Raw genomic sequence first — 20,875 nt, 5'->3', positions numbered from 1 at the left:
ATGGGGCGTGGAACGATTGGAGGATGGAATGATCTTGCTGCTTCCCGCCCTGATGGCCGTGCTCGCCGCGCTCGCCGCCACGCAGGTGCCCGCCTCGCTCGCGATTGGGCGCGCCGCGGGTGGCATGGGCGTCGCGTTCGCGATCAGCCTGGCGCTCGCCATCGCCGCCGGCACGGGGGCGATCGCCGCCCCCGGGCTGAGCCTGGCGCTGCTGGTGCTGACGAGCTTCGTCGCGACGATCGTGCTCGCCTTTTCGCAGCGTTATCTGCGCGCCGACCGTGCCCCGCGCCGCTTCGCCGCGATGGTGGCGGCGCTGGCCGCCAGCGTGCTCGCGGTGGTGGTGCTCGACAATGTCATCGCCTTCGCCGCAGCCTGGCTGCTGAGCGGGCAGTTGCTCGCGCGGCTGATCGGCCATGTTGATGGCTGGGCGGAGGCGCGCGCCGCCGCCGCCCGCGCCCGCCGCGCCTTCATCTTCGGCGATGTCGCGCTGCTCACCGCGCTGGCGCTCGCCGCCGCGCACGCCGGCAGCCTGAGCCTGGGCGTGATCGTCTCCGCCGAGACCAGCTTCGAACCCGAAGTGCTGATCGCGATCGCGGCGCTGGTGCTGGTCGCGGCGATGGCGCGCTCGGCGCTGCCACCGTTCGAAAGCTGGCTGATCGGCTCGATGACCGCGCCGACCCCGGTTTCGGCGCTGATGCACGCCGGGCTGGTCAACGCCGGCGGCTTCCTGCTGATCCGCTTCGCGCCGGTGATCGAGGCCGCGCCGGCGGTGCAGCTCGCCGCGATCATCGCCGGCACGAGCGCCGCCTTGTGGGGCACGGGCATCGCGCTGGTGCGCCCCGATATCAAGCGCGCGCTCGCCGGATCGACCGTCGCGCAGATGGGATTCATGATCCTGTCGTGCGGCCTGGGCGCCTATGGCGCGGCGCTGTGGCATCTGATCGCGCATGGCCTGTTCAAGGCGTGGCTGTTCCTCGCCTCGGGATCGGCGATCGGTACCCCGAGCGCTCCGGCGCTGCGCCGCCCCGATGCGACGGTGGCCGGCGCGGTCGCGGTGCTGGTGCTTGGCCTGGGCGGGGTGATGCTGTGGACCGGCGGGGCAAGCGCGACGCTGCTCCCGCTGATGCTTGCAACCGCGACCGGCGTGATGACGCTGGTGAGCGCGGCCAACGCCACGACGCCGCGCTGGCCGCAGCTGATCGGGCTCGGCGCGCTGCTTGCCGCCGGCCATGCCGCCGGGCTGCTGCTGATCGAGCGGGCGGTGCCGCAGATCGGCACCGCGCCCGTTACCGGCCCGCTGGTGCTGGTGCTCGCGCTGCCCTTCCTCATCCTCTGGGTGTGGCAGGCGCGCCGCGCGACGCTGCCGCCATCGCTCTACGTCCGCCTGCTCAACGCCGGCCTCGCCGCCTGATTTAGGAGCTGCTTGCCATGACCATCGCTTTCCCCCCGCTGCGCGTGCAACCGCAGCAGCAGCGCGCCGAGATCGAGCTCGCGATCAACCTGGCCGAGGGCATCGTGCCGCCGCTCTGGCCGCTCGACGGCGCGATCGCGGTCAACCCGCTCGCCGGGTTCGAGGAACTGGCCTTCGAGCAGGCGCTTGAAGAAGGCGCCGCGCTGTTCGACGCGCGGACGACGCTGCCGGTGTCGATCTGGCGCAAGCTGCTCGCCGCCGGTCGGCTGACGCGCGAGGCGCTGCGGCGCGCCGCAATCGAGGCGCTGGGTGGCTATAGCGAAGCGTTCGTGATGGTCGGCCCCGATGTCTCGCGGCTGGATTGCCTGATGGCGCGCCTCACCGAGTTGCCGCCGCCGGTGCCCCACGCGACGCCCGAGGATCCGGCGATGGACCTGGTCGCCAAATGGTGCGCGGCGTTCTTCGATGGCGGCACCGCGTCGGTCACTATGCCGGGGCGGGCCAAGGGGTTGTATCGCGCGGTACTCGCGCTGATCGGGCATGACGCGCAGCTGACCGCGCTCGCGCAAGGGACGCCGCGCGCGCTGCTCGCCGAGGTGCCGCGCGATCCGATCGACGCAGTGGCGCAGGGGCTCGACGTGCTCGCGGTCGCGGAAGGGGAGCGGATCGCATTCCTGCGCGGCCTGATCGCGCGGCTGCCAGGTTGGGCGGGGCATATCCGCTGGCGCCAGCACCATGCCGATGCCGCGCTGGTCGAAGCTGCCCCGGCGACGATGGCCGACCTGCTCGCGCTGATGCTGCTCGTCGTGCGCGCGGCGCCGGCGACGCGGGCGCGGCCGCGTGTCGCGCCGGTCATCGCCGATGTCACGGGGCAGCTCGCGCGGCATTTCGCCCTGGAACGCGAGCGGTTCGATACTGGCCTCGAAGCGGTGACGACCGCCGACGAAGCCGCGCTGTCGGCGATTTTCCAGCGCGCGGCCGAAGTCGTCTATCGCGACACGCTGGTACCGCGGCTCACCCCACCCGCCCCCGCCGCCGAGGATCGCCCCGCGGCGCAGCTCGTGATGTGCATCGACGTGCGCTCCGAACCTTATCGCCGCGCGTTCGAGGCACAGGGTCGGTACGAAACCTTTGGCTATGCCGGCTTTTTCGGGCTGATGATCGCGGTCCATACCCCCAATCAGCCGCGTCAGCGGATGCTGCCGGTGCTCGTCGCGCCGCAACAGGATCTGACGATGGTCGCCGCGCCGGGGCAGGAGGCGCAGGCGGCCGAGGCGATCGCGCTCGAGCGCCGCGCCGCCGCCACGCGCGATCTGTTCGGCACGCTGAAAGGGGGTGCGGCGACCGCGTTCAGCACCGCCGAGGCGGTCGGCCCGCTCGCCGGCGCGATGATGGTCGCGCGCACGCTGTTTCCGCGCGCGGCGGAAGCGGTCGGGCGGCGGCTAAAGGGTGATCCGAGCGCGCTCGCCCCCTCGCTCGACGCCGATTTGCCGGGGCGTGGCCTCGCCTTCGCCGAGCGGCTCGCTTATGCGCGCGCGCTGTTCGCGCTCACCGGCATGAAGCGCCACACCGCGCGGCTGGTGGTGCTCGCCGGGCACCGGGGGCAGACGGTCAACAACCCCTATGGCGCGGCCTATGATTGCGGCGCGTGCGCGGGGCATGGCGGGGCGGCGAACGCGCGGGCGATGGCGGCGATCATGAACGATCCGCAGGTCCGCGCCGCGCTCGCCGAGGATGGCGCGGGCGTGCCCGAGGACACGATCTTCGTGCCCGCCGAGCATGACACCACGCTCGATGAAGTGACGCTGTTCGACACCTGCTGCCTGCCCGCGAGCCACGCCGAGGATCTCGGGCAGCTCAAGGCTGCGCTGGCACGCGCGGGCGAGGCCAATCGCGCCCGGCGCGCGGGCCTGCTCCACCGCCCGGCGGCGGACCTGGAGATCGGCGCCAAGCATTGGGGCGAGGTGCGCCCCGAATGGGGCCTGGCGGGCAACGCCGCGTTCATCGTCGCCCCGCGAGCGCTCACCGCGCCGGTCGATCTGGAGGGGCGCGCCTTCCTCCACAGCTATGACTGGACCGGCGACAAGACCGGCGAAGCGCTGGCGACGATCCTCACCGCGCCGATGGTGGTCGCACAGTGGATCAACTGCCAGTACAACTTCTCCACCGCCGACAACCGCCGCTTCGGCGCGGGCGACAAGACGGTCCACAACCCAGTCGGACGGCTGGGCGTGTTGCGCGGCAATGGCGGCGATCTCGCAGTCGGCCTGCCGCTCCAGGCGCTGTTCCATGACGATGGCACCCCGGCGCATGTGCCGCAGCGGCTGCTGACGATCGTCTATGCACCGTTCGCGCTGGTCGAGCAGGTGATTTCGACGCAAGCCGTGTTGCGCCGGCTGTTCGGCAATGGTTGGGTGCAATTGGTGGTGATCGATCCCGATACCGGCGCCGCGCGCCGCTGGCGGGGCGATCAGGAGATGCAGCGCGACGCGAGCGGATGCTCGGCGTTCGAGGCGCTTGAAGAAATCATGGCTTAACAGGGGACTGACATGAACGAGTTTCTGCACAAGATGCGCAAGATCGAAATCGTCGTCGAAGCCGAGGACGTGAAGCTGGTGGAAGACGCGCTGCGTGACGCGGGCCTCGGCGGTTGGACGATTTTGCGCGATGTCGCCGGCATGGGGCATGGCGGTTTCCACCAGGCGCGCACCATTTTCAACGACCAGACCGGGCTGGTGATGTTCGTAGGCGTCGGCCCCGCAGAGGCGATCACCGCCGCGACCCAGCGCGTTGGCAGCATCTTCCGCCACAAGCCGGGCGTGCTGTTCGTGTCGGACGTCGAGGTGCTGCGTTCTGACTATTTCGTCGCCGCCTGATTTCGATTGGCACGGGCGGCGCGCGGTCGCCGCGACGATGCACGCCAAGGAAGCGGCGCTGGCCGAGGGGCTGGCGCCGCTTTGCTTGACTTGGCTGGCCACGCCTACGCTCGACACCGATCGCTTCGGCACCTTCACCCGCGAGGTGCCGCGCGCCGGCACCCAGCTAGAGGCCGCGCGGGCGAAGGCGCTGGCGGCGCTTGCCGCTTGTCCCCAGGCCGAGCTGGCGGTGGCGAGCGAGGGTGCGTTCGGGCCGCATCCCGCGCTGCCGATCGTGCCCGCCGGGCGCGAGCTGGTGCTAGTTCTCGATCGGCTCGGCGGCGAGCTGGTGGGCCATGATCTGACGATCGATACCAACTATGCCCAGGCCGAGGTCGAAAGCATTGGCGAAGCGCTCGATTTCGCCGCGCGCGCCGGTTTTCCCGAGCATGGCGTGTTGCTGATGGCGCCGGGAGGGGGGCCACCGGTAACGCGCGACCTGGGCGACGTGGCGGCGCTCGTGGCGGCGGTCGAGGCGCGCTTGAACGAAGCGGGGCGGCTTTGGATCGAGACCGATATGCGCGCCCACCGCAACCCGCGGCGTCAGGCCGCGATCGCGCGTGCCGCCGCCGACCTCGCCCGGCGCTGGGCGGCGCGCTGCCCGGCCTGCGCGCGCCCCGATTTTACCGCGCGAACCGCGCCCGGGCGCCCTTGTGCCTGGTGCGGCGGCGCGACCGACGAAGCCTGGCGCGCGGTCGCCCGCTGCGCCGGTTGTGGCCATGAACATGTCGCGCTGATCGACCCCGAGCGCCGCGCCGATCCGGGGAGCTGTGCGCACTGCAACCCGTGAAGCGTAACGCTGCGCGCAACGCTTGGCTTTCCGCGCGCCAAGCCTAGAACAGAGCCGACCGAGCGAGGGAGAGCCGACCATGCCCAACAGCCCCTGGAGCCACAGCCGCAGCGGCGCCGATGACATCGATTTCGAGATCAAGGGTCAGGAACTGCAATTCGTCGAGATCGAGCTCGATCCCGGCGAAAGCGCGGTCGCCGAGGCTGGCGCGTTCGTGTGGAAGGACGCGAGCATCGAGCTCACCACCGTGTTCGGCGACGGCTCGGGCGGCGGTGGCGGCGGGCTGATGGACAAGCTGATCGGCGCGGGCAAACGCCTGCTCACCGGCGAGGGGCTGTTCATGACCCTGTTCACCCATCGGGGTCAGGGCAAGGCGCGGGTCGCCTTCGCGGCGCCCGTGCCCGGCGCGATCCTGCCGATCCGTCTCGCCGATGTTGGCGGGACGCTGATCTGCCAGAAGGATGCCTTTCTCGCCGCCGCCAAGGGCGTGCAGGTGGGCATCGCCTTCCAGCGTCGGGTGATGACCGGGCTGTTCGGCGGCGAGGGCTTCGTGATGCAGAAGCTCGATGGCGATGGCTGGGTGTTCGTGCAGATGGGCGGCACCGTGGTCGAGCGCGAACTGGCGCCGGGCGAGGTGCTGCACGTCGATACCGGCTGCCTCGCCGCCTATACCCCCAGCATTGATTTCGATCTGGAGATGGTGCGCGGGGTGAAGAGCATCATCTTCGGCGGCGAAGGCTTGTTCTTCGCGCGGCTGCGCGGGCCGGGCAAGGTGTGGATCCAGTCGATGCCGTTCGCGCGGCTCGCCGGGCGGGTGCTCGCCAATGCCGCGGGCGGGGGGCAGAATCGCGGCGAGGGATCGCTGCTCGGCCAGCTGGGGCATTTCATCGACGGCAATGAATAGGCTGACGGTCTGGTATGATGGCGCTTGCCCGCTGTGCACCCGCGAGATCGCGCTGATCCGCCGGCTCGATCGGCGGCGCGCGATCGAGTTCATCGATGTCGCCGGCGAAGACGCCGCCTGCCCGATCGATCGCGCCATGTTGCTCGCGCGTTTCCATGCGCGCGAGGGCGGGGTGCTGCTGTCGGGCGCGGCGGCGTTCGCGGCGATGTGGCGCGCGGTGCCGCTGCTCCGCCCCTTGGGGCTCGCCGCGCGCCTGCCGGGCGCGTTGTGGCTGCTCGAGCGCGCCTATCGCGGTTTCCTGCGCGTGCGCCCCGCGTTGCAGCGGCTCGCACGCTAGAGCGGCGATCCGATTGCATCGGATCGCCGCTCTAGATTGTTGGTTTGCCGCGATTTCCGAGCCGGCAGGTGATTCCACCTGCCTCGAAATCGCTCTAGGCCAAGGGCTTACTTGCCCTCCAGCCGCGCCGCGAGCGCGTTGGTGACGGCGATGCGATGATAAAGGCCATCACGTTGGTCCTCGGTCTTGTAAACGGTTTCCAGCAGCGCCGCGTCGGTGAAGCTGGGCGCGACCGGGCAACTGCTCTCGTCGCACAAGGCAAGCACCGAATAGGGCGGCGCCTGTTTGGGTGCCACGATCTCCGCGAGCCCGACAAAGGCGGCATAGGCGCTGAGCGTATCGTACGGCACGCCGAGCAGCTTGCGGCGGTCGATCACGATCAGCGCCGCGCTGATCGAGCGCACGGCCGGTACCTTGATGCGCGGCGTTTCATTTGGCTGGAAGACGATCGGTTGGCCGTCACTCGCCCCGACCGGCGACGGTAAGAAGCCTCCCCCAGGCGCGCTGATGCCAAACCTGTACCACCAGCGGATCGGAGCGTCGTCATGCAGCAGCTTACGAAACGCGATCGGATCGAGCGTTGAGGGCGGCGCAGGAACGTTGCGCTCGATCTTGTCGATCAGTTTAGTCGAATCGTCTGTCAAGATGACGATGAAATTGGCGTTACAGTTAGCGAACTGTGCCGCCACCCCAAGCGGCCTGGCGATCGCTGCGATCCGCCGCATAAAGCGTTTGGCTTCTTGCTCGGGCGCACCAATGACTTTCGGGCAGATCGGGCCATGCCAGCGGCCAAGCTGCTTGCCTGAATTCGCGATCTGGAGCTGGCGGACAAAGCTGTCCGCCCGTTCGCGCGCTGCCTGTTCGGTGAGCTTGGTCCCGGTAACCGTGACATCGTCAGTCGTCGCGCGGGCCGCGCCGACACCGGCGAGCATTGCCGCCGCAAACACCAGGATCAACGCGCGCATCGGCACCTCCCTTGCTTGATGAATACCAATATATCTTGACGCCGCCGCACCGTCTATTGCGCACGGTGCGCCGGGCGCCATAATCGGTGTCGGAAAAACGATAAGGGGGAAGCCGTTCCATGCTGAAAACACGCTCGTCTCTTGCGCTCGCGCTGCTCGCTACTTGCGCCACGCCTACGCTCGCGCAGGAGAAGAAGGTCGATCCGCCCAAGCTGCAGGGGCACCGCGAGGCGATGGCGGCGGAGGCCGATGCCGGCTGGCCCAAGCCTCCGGTCGAGGAGCAGGCCTTCACCAGCAAGGGCAGCGTCACCGTGAAGGGCGCGCCGATCGCCTATACCGCGACCGCCGGGACGCTGACGATCCGCGACGATGACGGCAAACCGACCGCGAGCGTGTTCTACACCGCCTATACCAGGGATGGCGGTGGCAAGCGACCGGTGTCGTTCCTGTTCAACGGCGGCCCCGGCTCGGCGAGCCTGTGGCTGCATATGGGCAGCTTCGGCCCCGTCCGGGTGCAGACCACCAACCCGGAATATGTCGCCCCCGGCGCGGGCGGCATCGCGCCCAATCCCTATTCGCTGCTCGACAAGACCGACCTCGTCTTCATCGACGCGATCGGGGCGGGCTGGTCGCGGCCGCTCGGCGACAAGACCGGCAAGGATTTCTGGGGGGTCGACCAGGACGCCGACGCCTTCGCCCGCGCGATCATGCGCTATGTGACCAAGTATAACCGCTGGGGTTCGCCCAAAATCCTGTTCGGCGAAAGCTATGGCACGTTGCGCTCGGGGGCGGTCTCCGCGCTGCTCGAACAGCGCGGGATGAGCCTGAACGGGGTGGTGCTGCTGTCGACCATCCTCAACTACGGCGTGCGCCAGCCGGGCTATGACCAGAATTACATGGTGCTGTTCCCGGGCTTCGCCGCGACCGCCTGGTATCACCAGCGCGTGCCCAACCGCCCGGCGGACCTGAAGGCGTTCCTCGCCGAGGTGCGGCAATGGGTGAGCGGGCCCTATGCCGCCGCGCTCGCCAAGGGATCGGCGCTGCCGGCGGCCGAGGCGCAGGCGATCGCCAAGCAGATGGCGGCTTATACCGGCCTGTCGGAGGCGTTCATCCTGCGCGCCAATCTGCGGATCGATCTCGGCCATTTCCAAACCGAGTTGCTGCGCGACCGCCGCGTCGCGACCGGGCGGCTCGATTCCCGCTATCTGCTGAACGTCGCGGACGCGAACGCCGATTCGCCCGACGATGATCCCGCCTCGACCGCAATCACCGGTGCCTATGTCTCGGCGTTCATGGACTATGCGGCGCGAACGCTCGGCTACAAGACCGAACTGCCGTATAAGGTTTCGGCACGCGAAAGCGGCTTCGATTGGGATTGGCGCCACCGCGCCCCTGGCCAGCGCGGCGCGCAGACCAGCCCCAACACGGCGGTCGATCTCGCGTACACGATGCGCACCAATCCCTATATGAAAGTGCTGTTCCTGAACGGCTATTACGACATGGCGACACCTTTCTACGGCGCCGAGTTCGATGCCAACCACATGCTGTTGCCCGAAAACCTGCAGAAGAATGTCAGCTTCACTTATTATGAAAGCGGACACATGATTTACCTGAACCCGCAGGCGCTGGCGCAACTGCACGACGATCTGGCGCGCTGGTATGACGAGGTGGCGCGGTAAGCGTGCTTCACCCAACGCCGCCATTCCTGCCTGCGCGGGGATGGCGGCGTCGCGGGGTTCGACTACCCGCGCGCGACCAGCACCGCGCCGCCGGCGATCAGCAAGGTTCCCGCCAGCCGCCCCGCGCTCGCGGGCTCACCCAGCAGCAGGACCCCGATCAGGAAAGTGACGACGAAGCCGAGCCCGACGAACGGATAGGCGAGCGACAGATCGAGCTTCGACAGCACCACGATCCACGCCGCCGCCGACAAAGCATAGACCATCAGCCCGCCGACCAGCGCCGGGGTGGTTGCAAGCGCGAGCAGCCGCTCGCCCGGCGCGCCGCCGGCGATCGCGCCGCGCACCGCGGGTGCGCTCGCCCCCAGCTTCAACAGCAATTGCCCGCTCGCGCTGAGCGCGACGCTCACCAGGATCAGCGACAGGTCGGAAAAGCGCATAGCCGCGCTCTAGCAGCTCCAGCTTAAGCCAATCTCAACGCCGATCGGGCATGGCGCTAAGCCATGACGCGCCGGCATTTTCTGTTGCTGACCATCCTGCTCGCGGGGCTGTTGCTGCGGCTCGCGGCGATGGCGGTGCAGCCGTTCGATCTGAGCGACGCCGATGCGCACAGCTATGCGCTGATGGCGGCGACCGCGTTCGAGGCGGGCGGGATGCGCGACATCTGGGGCAACCATGCCTTTTACAGCCCCGGCTATCCGCTCGCGCTCGCGCCGCTTTTCGCGCTGTTCGGTGCGAACGCGGGCGTGGTACTCGGCGCGAACCTGGTGCTGGCGGCGGCGGCGATCCTGCTCGCCGAGCTGCTCGGGCGGCGCGTGGGTGGCGAGGGCGTCGGCTTGGTGACGGCGGCGTTCACCGCGCTGCTCGCCCCCGCCGCGCTCGCCACGGCGTTGGCTGCGCGCGAAAATCTGTCGGTGCCGCTGCTGCTGGGCTTCGCCATTGCCTGTGTCGCGCTGCTGGAAACGCGGCGACCGCGACTGTGGAGCATCGGCGCCGGGCTCGCTTATGGCGCGGGGCTGCTCGCCGGCGCCTCGGTGATCCTGACCGGCGCGGCGCTGCCGCTCGCGCTCTGGTGGCGGGGCGAGCGTCGGGCGATGCTGCCCGCGCTGGCGCTGTTCGCCGGGGCAACCGGCGCGGTGCTGCTCCCTTGGCTGTGGCACACGCAGGACGTGCTCGGCCGCCCCGTGCTGACGACCAACGCGCCGTTCAACCTGTATGTCGGCAACAACCCCAACGCGACCGGGCGGTTCGTCAGCATGCGCGACAGCCCGCTGGGGGCCGAATGGAAGCGGATGCACGCGCGGCTCGGCGAACTGGCTTCGACCGATGAACTCGGCCGGCTCGCCCGCGCGCATATCGCCGCGCATCCGGGGCAGACGGCGGCGCTGAGCGCGACGAAGCTGCTGCTGTTCTGGCTGCCCGATCCGCCGGGGGCAGGCGATCGGCATGGCGCGCTCGTCACGCTGTTGCGCTGGGGCGAGATTGCGCAGCATCTGCTGCTGCTCGCGCTCGCCGGGGCAACGCTCGTGCGCTGGCGGGGGTTGGGGCGAGGGGCGCGATTGGTCGCTGCCATCATCGCTTTGTTCTGGGCGGTCCATGCCGCCGCCTATGTGATGCCGCGCTACCGGCTGCCGGCGATGCCGCTGGTCGGCGCGCTCGCCGCGCTCGGCCTGGTGCCGCTGCTCGAACGGCGCGCGCCGCGGCGGGAGGTGCTCGCATGAACCTGCACGCCCCGATCGCCACCACCCGGCCGCTCTACGTCGATCTCGATCGCACGCTCACCCCGGCGGACGTGTCGCTGGAAAGTTTCGTGCGCTTCGCCCGGCGCGGATTGTGGCCGGCGCTGCTGTTGGTCTGGTGGCTGCTGCGCGGGCGCGCCGTCGCCAAGGCGATGGTCGCGCGCGCCTGCCCGGTCGATCCCGCGCGGCTGCCTTATCGCGCCGAAGTGCTCGCGCTGATCGCCGAGGCGCGCGCACAAGGACGCCGGGTGGTGCTGGCGAGCGGATCGCACCAGCGCAACGTTGCCCGCATCGCCCGGCATCTGGGGCTGTTCGACGCGGTCGCGGGGGCAAGCGCGCGAGTGAACCTGAAAGGACGGCGCAAGCTCGCCTGGATCGTGGCCGATGCCGCCGGCCCGTTCGATTATCTGGGGGACGCCCCCGCCGATCGCCCGATCTGGCAAGCGGCGACGGGCGCGCTCAGCGTCGATCACGCCCCGGCCGGCGTGCGCCGCATCGCCCCGCGCCCGCGCCCTGCACGCGCGCTGGTGAAGGCGATGCGCCCGCACCAATGGGCGAAGAACGCCTTGGTGTTCGTGCCGCTCGCGACGTCCGGGCTGTGGAGCGATCCCGCGCTGATCGTGCGGGCGGTGGGCGCCTTCCTGTTCTTCTCACTCGCCGCTTCGGGCGTATATCTGGTCAACGATCTGCTCGATATCGAGTCCGACCGCGCGCACCGCACCAAGCGCCACCGCCCGCTCGCGAGCGGCGCGCTGCCGATCCCGCACGCCATTCTGGCCGCCGCGCTGCTGCTGGTCGCGAGCCCGATTGCCGCCTGGGGCACGCTCGGCCCCCGCTTCGCGCTGGTGCTTGCGGGCTATCTGGTGCTCACCAAGGCGTATAGTCTCAGGCTGAAGGCGGTGGTGACGCTCGACGTGATCGTGCTCGCCTGCCTCTACACGCTGCGCATCTTCGCCGGCGCGGTGGCGATCGCGGTGCCGGTGAGCAGCTGGTTGCTGACCTTTTCGATCTTCCTGTTCCTCAGCCTTGCTTACCTCAAGCGTTATGCCGAGCTCGCCCAGCCGAGCGAAGATCCTCGCCGGCTGCTCGGCGGGCGCGGCTATGCCCCGGCGGATGTCGAGGTGGTGATGATGATGGGCGTCGCCGCGGCGATGACCTCGATCCTGGTGCTCGCCCTGTTCATCAGCCATGTCAGCGAGGTTTACGCGCATGGCACGCCGCAACTGCTCTCGGGCCTGTGCCTGATCCTGCTCTACTGGCTCACGCGGCTGTGGACGATGGCGCGGCGCGGCGAGGTGTCGGGCGATCCGATCGCCTTCGCGATCACCGATCGGCGCAGCCTGGCGCTGGGCGCGCTCGCGGCGGTGCTGGTGATCGTCGCGCAGCGCGTCCAGCTCGGGCTTTGACCACTCTTCCCCGGCGCCTCGCCACGCGCAACCGGCCCGCCCTACCCCTCCGGCACCAGCTCGATCACGTCGAGGATCGATTCGAACCGGGGATAGGGCAGCACCACGCGCCAACGCCGCTCGCCAACGCGCTCGACGAACCCCGCCAGGTCACGCTTGGCGTCGGTGCCATAGTCCATCGGGCGCTGCTCCATGCCGAGTTCCAGCGCGCCGAGGAACACGCCGCGCGCGGGCTCGCGGGCGTAGAGCGTGCCCGCTGGACGCTGCTCACCGTCGAGCTTGGCGAAGCCGCGCGCGTCGCCCTGGCCGGTCACCGCGCAGCGCGCGGCCGGATAGGTGGTGAATTCGGCCATCGCGGTGCCGTTCGCGCCGAGCTTGAACACGCGGCAGCGATAAGCGCCGGCGGGCGGCAGCGCGCCATCCTCGAACGCGCGGTCGGCATCGAACAAGGCGCCCTCGGCATCAAGCGTGGCGGCGTTCGCGGGCCGCACGCGCGCGAGCGCTTCCACCCAGGCGTTATGCGCCGAGCGCAGCCGGTCGCGATCGGCGTCGGTGATCAGCTGGTCCCAGCGCGGCACGCTCGCGGCGAGCAGCAGCCCGCCGACCAGCGCCAGGCCAAGCGCCGCGCGGCGCCTATTGCGCGGTCCAGCCGCCATCGATCGACAAGTTGGTGCCGGTGATCGACTTGGCCTCGTCCCGGCAGAGATAAAGCGCGAGCGCGGCGACCTGCTCGCTGGTGACGAATTCCTTGGTGGGCTGGGCATCGAGCAGAACGTCGTTGATTACCTGCTCGCGCGTCAACCCCCGGGTCTTCATCGTGTCGGGAATCTGGTGCTCGACGAGCGGGGTCCAGACATAGCCCGGGCTGATCGCGTTCACGGTGATGCCATGGGTCGCGACTTCGAGCGCAATCGTCTTGGTGAGGCCGGCGATGCCGTGCTTGGCCATCACATAAGCGCTCTTGTTCGGGCTCGCGACGAGCGAATGGGCCGAGGCGGTGGAGATGATCCGCCCCCATTTCTTCGCCTTCATGCCCGGCACCACCGCGCGTGTCAGGTGCCACGCGGCGCTCATGTTAATCGCGATGATCGCGGCGAACTTCTCCGGCGGGAAATCCTCGATCGGTGCGACATGCTGGATGCCGGCATTATTGACGATGATGTCGACCCCGCCGAACTCGGCCGCGGCGCGCTCGGCCATCGCGGTGATCGCCTCGGGCTTCGACATGTCCGCCGCGTCGTACAGCGCCTTGCCGCCGCTCAGCGTGGCGAGGCCCGCGCGCTCCTTCTCGATCGCGTCCGCGTCGCCAAAGCCGTTGATCATCACCTGCGCGCCCTCGGCGGCGAAAGCCTTGGCGATATCGAGCCCGATGCCCGAGGTCGATCCGGTGACGATCGCGCTTTTGCCTTTGAGGAACATGCAGGTCTCCCTTTACTTGCGAACGATCGGTTGGTGCGCGGCGCGATAGGGGCAAATATCGAAGGCCGCGCTGGTTCCGGTAAGGATGTTCTCGGCGATCAGCTGGGCATTGCTCATCGCGTCGTCGATCGCCTTGCGCCCGGCGGCCCAATGCTCGGCCATGGTCCGTGCCGAGAATTCATAATCCCGCGACCCGCCTTCCCAGGCATTGGCGCGGTGGATCAGCTGGACGATGTTGAGCGGCTTGTCCTCGGCGATCGCGGCGAGCCGGGCAACGTCGGCATCATGGCGCAATGCCTCGGGGAGTTTGTCGAGCACGCGGCGGATCGCCTCATGCTCGCGCCGCTTGCGCATCGCCTGGTCGGAGATGAGGCGGGTACGGCTCGAATAGCGGATTTCCTTTTCGCGCGCCTCGACATCGGCCATCGTTTTGGGCCGCGTGTTCGAGGCGGGGAACAGATCGACCTGGAAGGCCAGCATCGATTCGGTCTGATTCTCAAGGATGTGGCTGAGCGGGGTGTTCGAGACGAGCCCGCCGTCCCACCACAGGCAGCCATCGATCTCGACCGGCGGCAGCCCCGGCGGCAGCGCGCCCGATGCCATGATGTGCCGCGCGTCGATCCGCTCTATACTGGTGTCGAAATAGCGGAAATTGCCGCTTTCCAGGTTCACCGCGCCCACCGACAGCCGCACCGCGCCGCTGTTGAGCAAGTCCCAATCGACCAGCGCGTCGAGCGTTTCGATCAGCGGACGCGTGTCGTAATAGCTGAGCGCGTCGGTCGATCCGGGCGGCGCCCATTGCGGCGGCACCAGCCGCGGCGTGAAGAAGCCCGGAACCCCGGCCGCCAGCACATAGCTCGCCGACCAGTCATGCACCCATTCCCGCACCCGGTCGTTGGGGAAGATCGGGAAGCTGGGGAGCGCGCTCGTTACCTTGTCCCAAAAGGCGCGCAGTCGTTCCACTCGGCGCTCGGGCGGGTTGCCGGCGAAGATCGCGGCGTTGACCGCGCCGATCGAAATGCCTGCGACCCAGTCGATCTCGATCGCCGATTCGGCGAGCCCGTCGATCACGCCCGCCTGATAGCTGCCGAGCGCGCCGCCTCCTTGGAGCACGAGCGCGACTTCCTTGGGTAGCGGCATGGCGTTGCCGGCACGGCGCGGGGACGAGTCAAGATCGGCCATGGCGCCCAGATGGGCCGCTTCGCTCCAGCGATCAACGACAGTTTGATGACGCGGCCGCAGTTTGCGGCAGCAAGGCGATACCGGCCTTGCAACAAAGCGCTGGTTTCGCACATTCAGCCAGCGGCCAGGCGAGGGACGGACGATGCGGCTTGATGATTATGATCCCGATATCGAGGTAGGCGATCAGCGCGGCCAAGGCTTTGGCGGCGGCGGCTTCTCGCTAGGCGGCGGGGGCGGTGGGTTGCTGTTCAGCTTACTGCCTTTCGTCATGGGCCGGTTCGGCTGCCTTGGCGTGGCGGTGCTGCTCGGGCTGATGTTTTTCTTTGGCGGGGGACTGCCGATGCTCGCTGGCGGCGGCTCGGGCGGGCTGCCGAGCACGCGCACCGAAACTAGCGCTGCCAAGACCGCCTGCCAGGTGGACGAGGCGAGCTTGGAGGCATGCAAGGCGTTCAGCTCCGCCAACCGCACCTGGCGCCAGTTGTTCCAGCAGGCGCGCGCGCGCTATGACCCGCCGTCGCTGCAATTCTATGGCGGCTCGGGCCGTTCCGGCTGCGGTGCGGCCCAGGCGGCGATGGGGCCATTCTATTGCCCCAGCGACGAGGGGATTTACCTCGACACCAGCTTCTTCAACGAGCTTGCCGGGCGCTTCGGCGCGGGCGGCGATTTCGCGCGCAATTATGTGATCGCGCATGAATTTGGGCATCATATCCAGCATCTGCTCGGCACTTCCGAACGGGTGCAACGCCAGATGCAGGCCTCCGGCGAGCGCGAGGGAAATGCCCTGTCGGTGCGTTTGGAATTGCAAGCCGATTGCTATGCCGGTGTGTGGGGCGCGCAGAACCGCGCCCGGCTCGATCCCGGCGATGTCGAGGAAGGGCTGCGCGCGGCGCAGGCGATCGGCGACGACACGCTCCAGCGCGAGGCGCAAGGCCGGGTGGTGCCGGACAGCTTCACCCACGGCACCTCCGCCGAGCGTATGGCGTGGTTGAAGCGCGGGCTGCAGACGGGCGACCCGAACCAGTGCGACACGTTCAACGGGAGTATCGATCGGTAAGGCAGAGGCGTTCCCACCCTCGCCCTCACTCCGCAGGTGCTGCGAATCTTGGGGGCGTGCCGAGCCTTGCCCGGTGAGGCGTGGGAGCGCGGCGGGTACCCAAACAGGTCTGACAAGACGACGGCGACTGAATCGGCACTGAGATCAAGCAGTGTTATAATGCAAACACGCCTATGGTGATGAAGATCTAAGCGCGCTCGCCGACGCTTATTGCTTTGGTTTGGCGCGCAACCATATTTTGTTGACGGCAAAAAGCGCGCCGCTTGGGTGCTCAGGCGCCTATTCCTTGACATGAATACGGTCGAGCTGGCATTTCAAAAGAAGGAAGCAATCATTATAATAATCGCGCTTGCAGCCGGCGAGCTGAGCGAGGCCGAGGTCGCCGCCTTGCTTCGTGCGTATCTGGTCCCAACCTAGTTCCTCCCCCGCGAAGGCCGGGGCCCAGCGGCGTGGCGCTGCGGCGTTGTACCACCGGATAAGCGACGGGGATGCTGGACCCCGGCCTTCGCCGGGGAAGGGCGGATGTAGGAAGGGCGCTGGCAGGCAGGATAGCACGAAAATGCCCGCCCCCGCGCGCGGCGAGGGCGGGCACCTTTCCTCCCCAGGAACTGTTAGGCGTTCACCGCTTCCTTGATGAACTGCGCGGCTTCGGTCGATTCGGCGAGCGCGGTGGTCGAGCTTTCGCCACCGGCCAGCGTCGTCGCGACCAGATCGAAATAGCCGGTGCCGACCTCGCGCTGATGGCGAGTCGCGGTGTAGCCATTGGCCTCGGCGGCGAATTCGGCCTGTTGCAGCTCCGAATAAGCCGCCATGCCGCGATCCTTGTAACCGCGCGCCAGCTCGAACATGCCGTAGTTGAGCTGGTGGAAGCCGGCGAGCGTGACGAACTGGAACTTGTAGCCCATCGCGCCGATTTCGCGCTGGAACTTGGCGATCGTGTCCTTGTCGAGATTCTTCTCCCAGTTGAAGCTCGGCGAGCAGTTATACGCCAGCATCTTGTCGGGATATTGCTTCTTGATCGCCTCGGCGAAGCGGCGCGCGTCGTTGAGATCGGGGTGGCTGGTTTCCCACCACAACAGATCGGCGTGCTCGGCGAAGGCAAGGCCGCGCTTGATGCAGTGATCGACGCCGGTGCCATCCTTCAGGCGGAAAAAGCCTTCGGCGGTGCGCTCGCCGGTCAGGAATTCGCGGTCGCGCTCGTCGATGTCGCTGGTGATGAGCTTGGCGCTCTCTGCATCGGTGCGCGCGCAGATGATCGTCGGCACGCCGCAGACATCGGCGGCGAGGCGCGCGGCGTCGAGGTTGCGGATGTGCGCCTGGGTCGGGATCAGCACCTTGCCGCCGAGATGGCCGCACTTCTTTTCGCTCGCCAGCTGGTCCTCATAGTGCACGCCCGCGGCGCCGGCGGCGATATAGGCCTTCATGATCTCGAAGCAGTTGAGTGGGCCACCAAAGCCGGCTTCGGCGTCGGCCACGATCGGCGCGAACCAGTCGCGCGTCGCGCCGCCTTCCGAATGCTCGATCTGGTCGGCGCGCTGTAGCGTCGCGTTGATCCGGCGGGCGAGTTCTGGCCCGGCATTGGCGGGGTAGAGCGACTGATCGGGATACATCTGCCCGGCGGTGTTGGCGTCGGCCGCCACCTGCCAGCCGGAGAGATAAATCGCCTTCAGCCCGGCGCGCACCATCTGCATCGCCTGGTTGCCCGACAGCGCGCCGAGCGCGTTGATGTAATCCTCGCTCTTGAGCAGCTCCCACAAGCGGTTGGCGCCTTTGCGCGCCAGCGTATGCTCGATCGCGATCGAGCCGCGCAGCTTGGCGACATCCTCGGCGGTGTAGGGGCGGGTGATGCCGTTGAAACGGCCGGTCGGCGCGGGGATCAGCTCTTCGAAAGTCATTGTCTTATCCTTTACAAACAGTGCCGTGGGGAGGAACGGCCTCACGACGAGGGTGTTGCATCGCAGCAGCGCCAAAAGCGACGGGCGCGGTCGATAAAAGATGTGGTGGTGTCGTATGGCCTTCGGTTAATTTCGGTCATTCTGTAAACAACTTTACATATTGCGGGTGTGGTGCAAGGGAGCGTCATGGCCGAACCCAAACTTCTGGCGGGACTCAAAATTCGCCGATTGCGCCGGCAGACCGGGCTAACCCAGGCGGCGATGGCCGAGGCGCTGGGCATTTCCGCGAGCTATCTCAACCTGATCGAGCGCAATCAGCGCCCCGTGAGCGCGGCGCTGCTCGTCGCGCTGGCCGATCGCTTCGATTTCGACCCCCGCAGCCTGGCCGCCGCTGAGCCGGGCGGGGGCGAGGCGGCGCTGCGGCGGCGGCTGGCCGACCCGATCTTCGCCGATCTCGAGATCGACCGCGCCGAACTCGCCGAATGGCTCGCCGCCGCGCCCGGCGGGGCGGAGGCGTTCGCCCGCGCTTATGATCGCCTGGCCGGCGCCGTCCCCGCCGCGGCGGCGCCGGGTGATCCGATCAGCGCCGTGCGTGCCGAAATCGAGCGCTGGCGCGGCCATTTCGCCGATCTCGACGCCGCCGCCGAAGCGCTCGCCGACGAACTCCGACTCGGCGCCGCCGATCTCTATGGCGCGGTCGCCGAGCGGTTGCGGGTGAAGCACCAATTGTCGCTCCGCATCCTGCCGGTGGAGGTGATGCCCGACGCGTTGCGCCGGCTCGATCTCCATGCGCGGCAGCTGCAACTCTCCGAACTGCTCGATCCTGCCTCGCGCGCGTTCGCCGCCGCCTATCAGCTCGCGTTGATCGAGGCACGGGTCGAAATCGAGGCGCTGGTTCGCGGCGCGGCGTTCGCCGATCGCGCGGCGGAGCGCCTCTATCGCCGCCACCTCGCCAGCTATTTCGCCGCCGCGCTGATCATGCCCTATGCCCGCTTCCTGCGCGCGTGCGAGGCAACCGGCTATGATATCGAATTGCTCCAGCGCCGCTTCGGCGCGGGGTTCGAGCAGGTGGCGCATCGGCTGACGACCTTGCAGCGCGTCGGCGCGCGGGGGCTGCCCTTTTTCATGCTGCGGATCGATCGCGCCGGCCAAGTGTCCAAACGGTTCGCCGGCGCGAGCGCCGCGCCGCTCGCCGAGACCGATGGCGGGTGCCCACTTTGGGCGGTGCACGGCGCGTTCGAGAAGCGCGGCGCCTTGGTCGTGCAACTGGTCACGATCGAGGAGGGTGGGCGCTGGCTGACGATGGCGCGCAGCGTCACGCCGCAGGGCCGGCGTTATGGCACGCTTGCCGCCGAGTTCGCGGTCGTGCTGGGAGTAAGTGCCGAGCTTGCCGCGACTTTGGCGGCGGCGCGCGGCATTGATCTGGGCGGGGAGGCGGCGCCGATCGGGCTCGGTTGCCGCCGCTGCCACCGCCCCGCCTGCCCGCAACGCTCGCTGCCGCCGCTCGGTCGGGCGCTGCTGGTGCGCGAGCAGGAGCGCGGGCTGTCGCCGCTCGACTTCGCCGGGGAGTGACTACGGGGCGGTGGAACTACCACCGCCTTCGCCACCCCGTTCTTAACCATGCGCCGCGTTATGCTCGGGTCGACAGGAGGACGCAGCATGGCCGACGATGCTTTGACGATCGAAACCCGCCGGGAGATTTTTGGCCTCGGCAAACTTGGCACGCGGGGGGACGCGGCGGCGGCCAGCGCGGTGAAGCGCCACGCCCCGGGGGCGATCAAGGGCTTTTACCAGCTCGTGCGGGCGACACCCGCCTTCGCGCGCTTCTTCAAGGGCGAGGCGGCAATGACGCACGCCGCGGCCAAGCAGCTCGATCACTGGCGCGATCTGATGGCGCGCCCGCTTGACGACGATTATGCCAATCGCGCGCGGACGGTGGGGGGTACCCATGCGCGCATCGGCCTGCCGCCCAGTTTCTATATCAGCGGCTATGCGGCGATGCTCGACATCGTGCTCGCCCGGCTGTTCTTCTGGTGCGGCGGCGCGCCGCGCGCCCGGCGGATCGTGAAGCGCGTGCTGCTCGACATGGATGTCGCGCTCGACAGCTATTTCGCCGCGCAACAGGCCGAACGCGCGGCGGTGATCAGCGAACTGGGCCGCGCGCTCGATCGCCTGGCGCAAGGCGATTTCACCGCGCCGCTACCGAATCTGCCAGCGGGTTATGAAGCGCTGCTCGCCGATTTCGAGGCGATGCGCGGCCGCGTCCGCACGACCTTGTCCGAAGTCGCGGTGGTCGCGGGCGACATCGATAGCGGCGCCGCCGAAATCAGCGCCGCATCGAGCGATCTCGCACGGCGGACCGAAGTGCAGGCCGCCTCGATCGAGCAGGCCGCCTCCACCCTGTCCGGCATCACCCGCGGCATGGAAGAAGGCGCCAAGGCCGCGACCGGGGTCGCCAAGTTCGTCCGCGAGGCGCAGAGCGACGCGCGCAGCGGTGGCGCGGTCGTCGACGAAGCGGTTGCGGCCATGAGCGCGATCGCCGAGGTCTCGCGCGAGATCGGGCAGATTGTCGGCCTGATCGACGGCATCGCGTTCCAGACCAATCTGCTCGCGCTGAACGCAGGCGTCGAGGCGGCACGTGCCGGTGACGCCGGGCGGGGCTTCGCGGTTGTCGCCAGCGAAGTGCGCGCGCTCGCCCAGCGCTCGGCGGAAGCGGCCAATGAGATCAAGGCGCTGATTTCGCGCAGCGGCGAGCAGGTGGCGCGCGGGGTCGATCTCGTCGGCGCGACCGGCGACACCATCCGCCGCACGCTCACCCGCGTCGATGAGATCAGCCAGCTGATCGCCGACATCTCTACCTCGGTCGAGACCCAGGCGCGCGATATCAAGTCGATCGACCAGGCCGTCAGCGGCATGGATCGCTCGACCCAGCAGAACGCCGCGATGGTCGAGGAGTCGGACGCCGCCGCCCGCGCGCTAAAGCAGCAGGCGGAGCAACTCGCCCAGCTGGTGCGCTTCTTCAACCTCACCAACGCGGCCCCCGACACCGGCTGGCGCCGGGCGGCCTGAGCTCCGGCGCCGCCCCAATATGGGTGGCGCCGGTCCGACCCCTGCGTTCACAACGACTTGACCGCCTGTAACTGATTCGTCATTCTCATGTCACAAAAGTGAAACTTGGGCGT

The 20,875-nt window shown here is 68.6% G+C and carries 18 protein-coding genes; 12 read left to right on the top strand and 6 right to left on the bottom strand.

Annotated features, from left to right (window positions below; all coding sequences use genetic code 11):
* Positions 1-28: 28 nt before the first annotated feature.
* The 6 genes from K2X73_RS02200 to K2X73_RS02175 all read left to right on the top strand — a co-directional run bounded on the left by K2X73_RS02200 (position 29) and on the right by K2X73_RS02175 (position 6,357).
* Complete coding sequence (locus tag K2X73_RS02200; RefSeq protein WP_294108189.1) at positions 29-1,411, top strand: proton-conducting transporter membrane subunit; 1,383 nt, start codon at positions 29-31, stop codon at positions 1,409-1,411.
* Positions 1,412-1,428: 17 nt separating this feature from the next.
* The gene (locus K2X73_RS02195; protein WP_294108188.1) at positions 1,429-3,948 is read left to right on the top strand and encodes a putative inorganic carbon transporter subunit DabA; all 2,520 of its coding nucleotides are present in this window, start codon (positions 1,429-1,431) and stop codon (positions 3,946-3,948) included.
* Positions 3,949-3,960: 12 nt separating this feature from the next.
* Positions 3,961-4,287 carry a P-II family nitrogen regulator gene (locus K2X73_RS02190; RefSeq protein WP_294108187.1) on the top strand — a complete coding sequence of 109 codons (327 nt, stop codon included), beginning with the start codon at positions 3,961-3,963 and terminating at the stop codon, positions 4,285-4,287.
* 37 nt (positions 4,288-4,324) lie between these two features.
* Entirely contained in the window at positions 4,325-5,116 is a 792-nt protein-coding gene (locus K2X73_RS02185; RefSeq protein WP_294108185.1) for a DUF6671 family protein, read from the top strand.
* A 79-nt stretch (positions 5,117-5,195) separates the two neighbouring features.
* Positions 5,196-6,020: a TIGR00266 family protein gene (locus K2X73_RS02180; RefSeq protein ID WP_294108183.1), complete on the top strand. Its 825-nt coding sequence runs from the start codon at positions 5,196-5,198 to the stop codon at positions 6,018-6,020.
* Entirely contained in the window at positions 6,013-6,357 is a 345-nt protein-coding gene (locus K2X73_RS02175) for a DUF393 domain-containing protein (protein WP_294108181.1), read from the top strand. Before K2X73_RS02180 ends, K2X73_RS02175 begins: the two co-directional genes overlap by 8 nt.
* A 107-nt stretch (positions 6,358-6,464) precedes the next feature.
* Here the strand turns inward: K2X73_RS02175 and K2X73_RS02170 are convergent, their stop codons facing one another.
* Positions 6,465-7,322 (bottom strand): hypothetical protein, encoded by an 858-nt coding sequence (locus tag K2X73_RS02170; RefSeq protein WP_294108178.1) that lies wholly within the window; start codon positions 7,320-7,322, stop codon positions 6,465-6,467.
* 119 nt (positions 7,323-7,441) lie between these two features.
* Here K2X73_RS02170 and K2X73_RS02165 point away from each other — a divergent pair, with 119 nt between their 5' ends.
* Positions 7,442-9,001: a peptidase S10 gene (locus K2X73_RS02165; RefSeq protein ID WP_294108176.1), complete on the top strand. Its 1,560-nt coding sequence runs from the start codon at positions 7,442-7,444 to the stop codon at positions 8,999-9,001.
* Positions 9,002-9,063: 62 nt separating this feature from the next.
* On the opposite strand, the gene K2X73_RS02160 is transcribed toward K2X73_RS02165, so the two are convergent.
* Entirely contained in the window at positions 9,064-9,438 is a 375-nt protein-coding gene (locus tag K2X73_RS02160; protein WP_294108174.1) for an SMR family transporter, read from the bottom strand.
* A gap of 63 nt (positions 9,439-9,501) precedes the next feature.
* Between K2X73_RS02160 and K2X73_RS02155 the strand changes: the two genes are divergently transcribed.
* The gene (locus K2X73_RS02155; protein WP_294108172.1) at positions 9,502-10,719 is read left to right on the top strand and encodes a glycosyltransferase family 39 protein; all 1,218 of its coding nucleotides are present in this window, start codon (positions 9,502-9,504) and stop codon (positions 10,717-10,719) included.
* Positions 10,716-12,143, top strand: coding sequence for a UbiA family prenyltransferase (locus tag K2X73_RS02150; RefSeq protein ID WP_294108170.1), 1,428 nt, complete (start codon positions 10,716-10,718; stop codon positions 12,141-12,143). The genes K2X73_RS02155 and K2X73_RS02150 overlap by 4 nt, the downstream gene beginning before the upstream one ends.
* Before the next feature lie 41 nt (positions 12,144-12,184).
* On the opposite strand, the gene K2X73_RS02145 is transcribed toward K2X73_RS02150, so the two are convergent.
* Genes K2X73_RS02145 through K2X73_RS02135 form a run of 3 tightly spaced genes read right to left on the bottom strand, consistent with a single transcriptional unit; the run spans position 12,185 to position 14,744 of the window.
* Positions 12,185-12,799 (bottom strand): DUF4893 domain-containing protein, encoded by a 615-nt coding sequence (locus K2X73_RS02145; RefSeq protein WP_294108168.1) that lies wholly within the window; start codon positions 12,797-12,799, stop codon positions 12,185-12,187.
* Positions 12,777-13,562, bottom strand: a complete 786-nt coding sequence (locus tag K2X73_RS02140) for a 3-hydroxybutyrate dehydrogenase (protein WP_294108166.1) — start codon at positions 13,560-13,562, stop codon at positions 12,777-12,779. The genes K2X73_RS02145 and K2X73_RS02140 overlap by 23 nt, the downstream gene beginning before the upstream one ends.
* Before the next feature lie 12 nt (positions 13,563-13,574).
* Positions 13,575-14,744, bottom strand: a complete 1,170-nt coding sequence (locus K2X73_RS02135; RefSeq protein WP_294108164.1) for a patatin-like phospholipase family protein — start codon at positions 14,742-14,744, stop codon at positions 13,575-13,577.
* Positions 14,745-14,886: 142 nt separating this feature from the next.
* On the opposite strand from K2X73_RS02135, the gene K2X73_RS02130 reads away from it, so the two are divergent.
* Positions 14,887-15,798 (top strand): neutral zinc metallopeptidase, encoded by a 912-nt coding sequence (locus K2X73_RS02130; RefSeq protein WP_294108162.1) that lies wholly within the window; start codon positions 14,887-14,889, stop codon positions 15,796-15,798.
* Between the two features lie 611 nt (positions 15,799-16,409).
* On the opposite strand, the gene aceA is transcribed toward K2X73_RS02130, so the two are convergent.
* Positions 16,410-17,693: an isocitrate lyase gene (gene aceA, locus K2X73_RS02125; protein ID WP_294108160.1), complete on the bottom strand. Its 1,284-nt coding sequence runs from the start codon at positions 17,691-17,693 to the stop codon at positions 16,410-16,412.
* Between the two features lie 186 nt (positions 17,694-17,879).
* Here aceA and K2X73_RS02120 point away from each other — a divergent pair, with 186 nt between their 5' ends.
* Both K2X73_RS02120 and K2X73_RS02115 read left to right on the top strand, forming a co-directional pair.
* A complete protein-coding gene (locus K2X73_RS02120) occupies positions 17,880-19,265 on the top strand; it encodes a helix-turn-helix transcriptional regulator (RefSeq protein WP_294108158.1) in 1,386 nt (461 codons plus the stop codon).
* A gap of 87 nt (positions 19,266-19,352) precedes the next feature.
* Positions 19,353-20,762, top strand: coding sequence for a globin-coupled sensor protein (locus K2X73_RS02115; protein ID WP_294108154.1), 1,410 nt, complete (start codon positions 19,353-19,355; stop codon positions 20,760-20,762).
* Positions 20,763-20,875 lie beyond the last annotated feature (113 nt).

The organism is Sphingomonas sp., assembly GCF_019746665.1.
Taxonomy (GTDB): domain Bacteria; phylum Pseudomonadota; class Alphaproteobacteria; order Sphingomonadales; family Sphingomonadaceae; genus Sphingomonas.
The sequence above is the reverse complement of the archived record's forward strand: the minus strand, read 5'-3'. Positions and strand labels throughout refer to the sequence as shown.

Coding starts and splice junctions, on each gene's coding strand:
- K2X73_RS02200 (WP_294108189.1), top strand. CDS start 29: ATGATCTTGCTGCTTCCCGCCCTGATGGCCGTGCTCGCCGCGCTCGCC.
- K2X73_RS02195 (WP_294108188.1), top strand. CDS start 1,429: ATGACCATCGCTTTCCCCCCGCTGCGCGTGCAACCGCAGCAGCAGCGC.
- K2X73_RS02190 (WP_294108187.1), top strand. CDS start 3,961: ATGAACGAGTTTCTGCACAAGATGCGCAAGATCGAAATCGTCGTCGAA.
- K2X73_RS02185 (WP_294108185.1), top strand. CDS start 4,325: ATGCACGCCAAGGAAGCGGCGCTGGCCGAGGGGCTGGCGCCGCTTTGC.
- K2X73_RS02180 (WP_294108183.1), top strand. CDS start 5,196: ATGCCCAACAGCCCCTGGAGCCACAGCCGCAGCGGCGCCGATGACATC.
- K2X73_RS02175 (WP_294108181.1), top strand. CDS start 6,013: ATGAATAGGCTGACGGTCTGGTATGATGGCGCTTGCCCGCTGTGCACC.
- K2X73_RS02170 (WP_294108178.1), bottom strand. CDS start 7,322: ATGCGCGCGTTGATCCTGGTGTTTGCGGCGGCAATGCTCGCCGGTGTC.
- K2X73_RS02165 (WP_294108176.1), top strand. CDS start 7,442: ATGCTGAAAACACGCTCGTCTCTTGCGCTCGCGCTGCTCGCTACTTGC.
- K2X73_RS02160 (WP_294108174.1), bottom strand. CDS start 9,438: ATGCGCTTTTCCGACCTGTCGCTGATCCTGGTGAGCGTCGCGCTCAGC.
- K2X73_RS02155 (WP_294108172.1), top strand. CDS start 9,502: ATGACGCGCCGGCATTTTCTGTTGCTGACCATCCTGCTCGCGGGGCTG.
- K2X73_RS02150 (WP_294108170.1), top strand. CDS start 10,716: ATGAACCTGCACGCCCCGATCGCCACCACCCGGCCGCTCTACGTCGAT.
- K2X73_RS02145 (WP_294108168.1), bottom strand. CDS start 12,799: ATGGCGGCTGGACCGCGCAATAGGCGCCGCGCGGCGCTTGGCCTGGCG.
- K2X73_RS02140 (WP_294108166.1), bottom strand. CDS start 13,562: ATGTTCCTCAAAGGCAAAAGCGCGATCGTCACCGGATCGACCTCGGGC.
- K2X73_RS02135 (WP_294108164.1), bottom strand. CDS start 14,744: ATGGCCGATCTTGACTCGTCCCCGCGCCGTGCCGGCAACGCCATGCCG.
- K2X73_RS02130 (WP_294108162.1), top strand. CDS start 14,887: ATGCGGCTTGATGATTATGATCCCGATATCGAGGTAGGCGATCAGCGC.
- aceA (WP_294108160.1), bottom strand. CDS start 17,693: ATGACTTTCGAAGAGCTGATCCCCGCGCCGACCGGCCGTTTCAACGGC.
- K2X73_RS02120 (WP_294108158.1), top strand. CDS start 17,880: ATGGCCGAACCCAAACTTCTGGCGGGACTCAAAATTCGCCGATTGCGC.
- K2X73_RS02115 (WP_294108154.1), top strand. CDS start 19,353: ATGGCCGACGATGCTTTGACGATCGAAACCCGCCGGGAGATTTTTGGC.